The following is a 6822-nucleotide window of genomic DNA, read 5'->3' as shown; positions in this document are numbered from 1 at the left end:
CCCGCCCGGGCACAGCGCGCCGGGGGGTCGCCCCACGACCACCACCTCGCGCCACCCCCCCCCCGGGTGGGGGGTGCCGCTCACCCCCGCCCAGCACAGACGCCGGCAACCGCCACCCGGCGTCGGCCCCGTCAGCCCACCATGTGCCCCAGGTCGTTCCAGCTCTCCAGCGCCGGCTCCCCGTACGCCCACCCCAGTACCGACAGCGACGTCGGATTCAGCCGTATCCGCGCCGCGAAGTCCAGCGGCAGCCCCAGCCACCGCGCCCCGATCGACCGCAGGATGTGCCCGTGGGCGAAGACCAGCACATCCCGGTCCGCCTCGCGCGCCCACGCCACGATCTCGTCCGCACGCGCGGTGACGTCCGCCACGCTCTCCCCCTCGGGCACCCCGTCCCGCCAGATCAGCCACCCGGGCCGGACGGCCTGGATCTGGTCCGGGGTCATGCCCTCGTACGCCCCGTAGTCCCACTCCATCAGCGTGTCCCACGCGCGGGCGCGCCCGCCGAAGCCCGCGAGTTCGCAGGTCTCCCGCGCGCGGGCCAGCGGACTGGTCCGCACCTCGACGCCGGGCAGCCCCTCCAGCGGCGCCCGGTGCAGCCGCTCGCCGAGCAGCTTGGCGCCCTGCCGGCCCTCCTCAAGGAGCGGTACGTCGGTCCTGCCGGTGTGTCTGCCGGACAGCGACCACTCGGTCTGTCCGTGCCGGGCCAGCAGGATGCGCGGTGCCATGAAGAAGAGGCCTTTCCGGGAGAAATGTCTGAGGGGACCTCTCCATCATCCCGTACGGCAGGCGCGGGCAACCCGGGGGGCGATCCCGGCGTCTATCCGGTCCGAGGGCGCCTCGCGGGGCGGGCCCAGGGAGGCCGTAGAGTGGCACGTCCGTGTCAACCGAGGCGCGCGAGTGGACGAGAGAAGGGGGAGGGCGATCGGATTGCCGCACACCGAGACACCGGGCAGCGAGGCGGCCCCCAAGACTCGGCTGCGCTGGTGGACCGAGCTGCCGCTCATCGTCCTCGTGTACGCCTGCTACTCCGCCGGGCGGCTGCTCGTGCGGGGCGACGTCTCCGACGCCGTCGACCACGGCCTCGCGATCCTGCGCATAGAAAAGGTGCTCTTCCTCAACGCGGAGCACCCTCTCAACCGGCTCTTCACCAGCGAGCCCTGGATAGGCATACCGGCCGACTTCTGGTACGCGTCACTGCACTATCTGGTCACCCCCGCGATCCTGATCTGGCTCTTCCGCTCCCGCGCGGTGCGCTACCGGGCCGCGCGCACCTGGCTGATGACGTCCACGTTCATCGCCCTCATAGGCTTCACGCTGCTGCCGACCTGCCCGCCCCGGCTGCTGGACGCGAGCCACGGCTTCGTCGACACGATGGCCCAGTACAGCTCGTACGGCTGGTGGGGCGGCGAGGCCAGCGCGCCGCGCGGACTGGGCGGGCTGACCAACCAGTACGCGGCCATGCCGAGCCTGCACGTGGGCTGGGCCCTGTGGTGCGGCGTGATCCTCTGGCGCTACGGCGGCACCCGCACGACGAAGGTGCTCGGCGTCGTCTACCCGCTGGTGACCACCATCGTGGTGATGGGCACCGCGAACCACTACTTCCTCGACGCAGTCGCGGGCGCGGCCGTGATGGGCGCGGGACTGCTGCTGACGCCCGTCGTGCTGCGGATCTCGAACCGGGCGCGGACCCGGCTCATGGCCCGCTTCAGCACCGGTGGCGCACCTGCCGCGCCGGTCCCGGACGGCGCGGGTTCCCCGATTGTCAGTGGCGGATGCCAGACTTCCGCGGGTGAGCGATTCCCACGGCAGCGCGAGCAGCGGTTCGGAGCGGGAGCCGAGCCGGACCCCGCCCCCTCGGACGCGGGGGACGAGACTCCGGCACCGGCTCGCTGAGCTGCGCGGACCCGACGTACCCGCCAAGGCGCTGGACGCGCGCGCCCTGGCCGCCCTCGCCGCCAACCCGGGGTGCCGCAGGCGCGCGATCCTCGACGGCGCCGGGGTGGACAAGGCCGCGCTCGCGAGCGCGCTGGGCTCACCGTCGGTCTTCGGACAGTCGCAGTTCGCCTTCATGCGGGGCAACGCCTTCGAAGCGCGGGTCAAGGCGGACGGCGGCGCCGAACTGCTGCGTCTGGTCCACGAGAAGCTGGACCGGGGCGCCGAACCGCCCGCCGGCGCGCGGGTGCCCGACCTCTCCGCGAGCGGCCCCGAGGGGCGCGCGGCCCGGACGTCGCTGGCCCTGCGCGAGGCCACCGGCACACCGGGCGCCTGGACGCTGTTCGACCATCCGATGCTCGCCCTGGAGGTCGCCGGTTCCCCCGCCTTCCTGGAGCCGGACGCCGTGGTGGTGCACCCGGACGGCAGCTGGACGGTCGTGGAGATCAAGTCCTTCCCGATGCTGGACGGCGCCGCCGACCCGGCGAAGGTCGGCGCCGCCGCGCGGCAGGCCGCCGTGTACGTCCTGGCCCTGGAGCGGGTCGCCGCGCACCTGGACCCCGCCCCGCGCGTGCGCCACCGCGTGCTGCTGGTGTGCCCCAAGGACTTCTCCAACCTGCCGACCGCGTCCGCGGTCGACGTGCGCAAGCAGCGTGCCGTCACCGACCGCCAGCTGGCCCGGCTGACCCGGATCGAGGACATCGCCGACGACCTCCCCGAGGGCGTCTGCTTCTCCCCCGAGCTGCCGGCCGAGGAACTGACGGCGGCGGTCGAGGCGGTCCCCGCGACCTACGCGCCCGAGTGCCTGTCCGCCTGCGAGCTGGCCTTCCACTGCCGGGCCCGGTCCCGGGAGGCCGGCGCCGTGACCGGCCTCGGCCGCCCGGTCCGGGCCGAACTGGGCGGGCTGTCCACGGTCGAGGACGTGCTGGCCGCGGCCCACGGGGAGGCCGGCGACCCGGACGACCCGGCGGTGGCCGCGCTGCGCCGGGCGGCCCGGCTGCGCGCGGAGGCGCTGGTGGCGGCCGGTTCCGGGGGCGGCGGGGTGGCCGGGTGTCACTGATCACCACGCTCGCCCGGCTGGAGGCCGTGCGCACCGGCGGCGCGCAGACCGCCGCCACCGTCCGGCACCGGCACCTGTCCGACCGTCCGCTGGTCTTCGTCCCACTGATCACCGCCGGTGAGGCCGGTGCCCCGCTCGGCGCGCTGGTCGGCACCGACCGGGAAGCGCCGCGGCTGCTGGTCGTGCCGCAGCCCCGTGACCGCGACCTGCGCTTCGCGTTCCTGGCCGAGCTCGCGGACATCGTGCTGCCGCACATCGAGGCGTACGCCGACGCCGTGGAGGCCGCCGAGCGCACCGAGACCGACCCGGAGACGGGCAAGCGGGTCAAGGTCGAGGTCGACCTGTGCTCGGACGCCGCGCAGCTGGTCGTGCCGAGCCGCGCCGGCATCGACTTCGTACGGCTGCTGGGCCGGTCCATGCGCTTTCGGCGTACGGCGGAGCAGGACCCGGAGACTCCGCACCCAGCGCCGCCGCGGGTGCCGCTGCTCGGCCGGTGGCTGACCCACTACGGCGAGCGGGCCCGCGTGCCCGGCTCCGCCCTCCTCCTGGCCATGACCGACCTGCTGGGCCGGCACTGGGCGACCGGCCAGTCCACGCTGGAGGACCAGCACCTCGGCGCGCTGCTGGCGTGGATCGCCCCCGAGGGCGAGGACCTGACCGGCGCGGAGGCCGCGTGCCGGGCCGAGCTGGCCCGCGACGGGGAGGGCCAGTTGCTGTGCCCGCCCGCAGGACCGGCGACCGACCCGGCCTTCGACAACCGGCTGCTCGCCCCCGCCATCGAGCGCTACGACCGCGCGCGCACCGCGTTCGCCGCCGCCGAGGACGGTCTGGAGGCCGACGACCGGCTCGGCGCGCTCACCGCCGCCGAGCGGGAGATCCGCGCCCTGGTGGAGAGCCGTACGCGGCCCACCTGGGAGTCGGTGTGGCGGGGCCTGGACCTGCTGCGGGAGCTGCCGGCCGGTGCGCACGTCGACGACCGCTGGACCCGCGACCGCTGGTCGTTCACCTCGCACCGGGACCGCGTCCTGGCCGGTGAGCCTCCGCAGCCGCGCCGCGACGACGCGGTGACGGCGGCGAACAAGCTGGCCACGCGCGAGCGCGAACAGGCCCGGCTGGAGGCCCAGGAGGCGCTGGACGATCCGCTGGTGATGGCCGGGCGGCGGCTGGCCGGGGAGGCGTTCGCGGGCGAGGTCACCGACGTGGTGATGGCGTACAGCGAGAGCAAGCGGCCCAGTCCGCGCCCGCTGGTCACGGTCCGCACGGACGACCGGCCGCACCTGGGCGAGCGGGTGCGGGTGTACCGGTCGCTGGGCGGCAAGCCGCAGGCGGCGGAGTACGCCGGTCCGGCGGGCGATCCCGACGACGGGACGCTGGTCCTGCGGATCATGGACAAGATGGGCCGCGGCAAGGAGCCGGAGGCCGGGTCGGTGCCGGAGAAGGGCGACCGGCTCTGCTTCACCCTCTTCGAGCACGAGCAGCGGGGCGGCGCGAAGCTCCCCGACCCGGAGGAGACCCCGTGGACGCACGGGGGCCCGCCCGGTGAGGCGGCCGCCGTGCCGGAGGCCGCCGACGCCCAGACGGAGGAGGACGTGCTGTGACCGCCGAGGCCACCACCACCCCCGTCACCGCCCCCGTCACCCCGGTCTTCGACCCGGGCGCCGAGGCCGCGCGTGCCACCGCGGCGATCCTCCACGACACCCTGCACGGCACCGAGCGCGGAGTCGTCGTGGACTCCCCGCCGGGCGCGGGCAAGTCCACGCTCGTCGTCCGGGCGGCACTGGAACTGGCCGAGGCCGGCCGCACCCTGATGGTGGTGGCGCAGACCAACGCCCAGGTCGACGACCTGGTCCTGCGCCTCGCCGAGAAGAACCCCGAGCTGCCGGTGGGCCGCCTGCACAGCAGCGACACCGACGCGTACGACAAGGCGCTCGACGACCTGGCGAACGTACGCACCTCGGCGAAGGCCGCCGACCTCGCGGGCCTGGCGGTCGTCCTGTCCACGGCCGCGAAGTGGGCGCACGTCAAGGTGGACGAGCCGTGGCGGCACGCGATCGTCGACGAGGCGTACCAGATGCGCTCGGACTCCCTGCTGGCGGTCGCCGGGCTCTTCGAACGGGCGCTGTTCGTGGGCGACCCCGGCCAGCTGGACCCGTTCGCGACGGTGGGCAGCGAGCAGTGGGCGGGCCTGGCATACGACCCGTCGTCCTCCGCCGTCACCACGCTCCTCGCCCACAACCCCACCCTCCCCCAGCACCGCCTTCCGGTCTCCTGGCGGCTCCCGGCCTCGGCGGCCCGCCTGGTCTCGGACGCGTTCTACCCGTACACGCCGTTCCGCAGCGGCACGGACCACGGCGACCGGAGCCTGGCCTTCGCGGTGCCGTCGGACGGCTCGGGCCCCGACCGGGTGATCGACGAGGCCGCCGTCTCCGGCTGGGGCCTGCTGGAGCTGCCCGCCCGGCACACCCCGCGCACCGACCCGGAGGCGGTGCGGGCGGTGGCGTCGGTGGTCCGGCGGCTCCTCGACCGGGAGGGCGCGGCGACGTCCGAACGCTCCCCCAATCCCGTCCCGTTGACCGCCGGCCGCATCGCCGTCGGCACCGCGCACCGGGACCAGGCCGCCGCGGTGCGGGCCGCGCTGGCCGACCTCGGGGTGAGCGACGTGACCGTGGACACGGCGAACCGGCTCCAAGGGCGGGAGTACGACGTCACAGTCGTCCTGCACCCCCTCTCCGGCCGCCCCGACGCCACCGCCTTCCACCTGGAGACCGGCCGCCTGTGCGTCCTGACCTCCCGTCACCGTCACGCCTGCATCGTGGTCTGCCGCGAGGGAGTCGACGAACTGCTGGACGACTACCCGTCCACGGAGCCGGTCCAACTGGGCACGCTGGTGAAGTTCCCGGACGGGTGGGAAGCCAGCCATGCGGTGCTGGCGCACCTGACGGAGCATCGGGTGGGCTGGCATCCCTGACCGCCTCCCCCCGTACCCGCCCGGCGGGCGCGGGCGGGTACGGCGCTCCCAACCCGCCGGACGGAGTCCGGCACGCCGCCGCAGGCGGCCGATGGATGCAGCCCGGATGGATGGGAGGCCAACCATGCGGTGCTGGCGCACCTGGCGGAGCATCGGGTGGGGTTGGGGGGCTGACGGAGATCGGCGCCGGGGAACATTTCCCTCAGGGCTAAGATTTCAGCATCGTATCTACGCCGCGAGGGGAAGACATGGCTCAGGGCAGGGCCGCGAGGCGGCCGGATGCTGTGGCGGGGATCGTCGGGGACTGGGCACGTGAGCGGCCCGAGCTGGACACCTCTCCGCTGGAGGTGCTGGCCCGGCTGCACCGGTCGTATCTGCAGTACCAGTCGCGGATGACCTCGCGGCTGGACGAGCACGGGCTGTCCGTCGCCGGGTTCGACGTGCTTACCGCGTTGCGCCGGGCCGGGGCGCCGTACCGGCTGACCGCCGGGCAGCTCGCGGCCTCCGGGCTGGTCTCGTCGGCCGGGGTCACCCTGCGGCTCGACCGGCTGGAGAAGGACGGCCTGCTGGTGCGTGAACGCGACGCCGAGGACCGGCGCGTGGTGTACTCACGGCTCACCGAGGCCGGCCTGCAGAAGGTGGACGAGGTGTTCAGCGAGCACCTGGAGAACGAACGCCGGATGCTCGGCGGACTCTCGCCCGCCGAGCATCGTCAACTCGGCCGTCTGCTGTCGAAGTTGGAGCGTTCGATCGTGGAATCCGACGACGCCCCGGCGCCTCCCGCCGAGTCCGGCTGAGCGGTCGACAGCCGCCCCGCCGGCGCCAGGTAGTGGCGGGGGAGCCCGACCACGCCCAGGGC

General features: G+C 74.6%; 6 protein-coding genes. 5 read left to right on the top strand and 1 reads right to left on the bottom strand.

Annotated features, from left to right (window positions below):
- Positions 1–131: 131 nt before the first annotated feature.
- A complete protein-coding gene (locus ACFWR9_RS12395) occupies positions 132–728 on the bottom strand; it encodes a histidine phosphatase family protein (protein ID WP_383839654.1) in 597 nt (198 codons plus the stop codon).
- Positions 729–930: 202 nt separating this feature from the next.
- Here ACFWR9_RS12395 and ACFWR9_RS12390 point away from each other — a divergent pair, with 202 nt between their 5' ends.
- From ACFWR9_RS12390 to ACFWR9_RS12370, 5 genes are all read left to right on the top strand, one after another.
- Positions 931–1896: a phosphatase PAP2 family protein gene (locus ACFWR9_RS12390; RefSeq protein WP_383839651.1), complete on the top strand. Its 966-nt coding sequence runs from the start codon at positions 931–933 to the stop codon at positions 1894–1896.
- Positions 1793–2995, top strand: a complete 1203-nt coding sequence (locus tag ACFWR9_RS12385; RefSeq protein WP_383839648.1) for a hypothetical protein — start codon at positions 1793–1795, stop codon at positions 2993–2995. The genes ACFWR9_RS12390 and ACFWR9_RS12385 overlap by 104 nt, the downstream gene beginning before the upstream one ends.
- Positions 2986–4593: a hypothetical protein gene (locus tag ACFWR9_RS12380; protein WP_383839645.1), complete on the top strand. Its 1608-nt coding sequence runs from the start codon at positions 2986–2988 to the stop codon at positions 4591–4593. The genes ACFWR9_RS12385 and ACFWR9_RS12380 overlap by 10 nt, the downstream gene beginning before the upstream one ends.
- Positions 4590–5963, top strand: a complete 1374-nt coding sequence (locus ACFWR9_RS12375; RefSeq protein WP_383839642.1) for an AAA domain-containing protein — start codon at positions 4590–4592, stop codon at positions 5961–5963. Before ACFWR9_RS12380 ends, ACFWR9_RS12375 begins: the two co-directional genes overlap by 4 nt.
- A 248-nt stretch (positions 5964–6211) precedes the next feature.
- Positions 6212–6760 (top strand): MarR family winged helix-turn-helix transcriptional regulator, encoded by a 549-nt coding sequence (locus ACFWR9_RS12370; protein ID WP_383839639.1) that lies wholly within the window; start codon positions 6212–6214, stop codon positions 6758–6760.
- The last annotated feature ends 62 nt before the right edge of the window (positions 6761–6822 follow it).

The organism is Streptomyces sp. NPDC058534, from assembly GCF_042717365.1.
In the GTDB taxonomy this organism is placed as follows: Bacteria; Actinomycetota; Actinomycetes; order Streptomycetales; family Streptomycetaceae; genus Streptomyces.
This window is presented reverse-complemented; position numbering and strand designations above follow the sequence as displayed.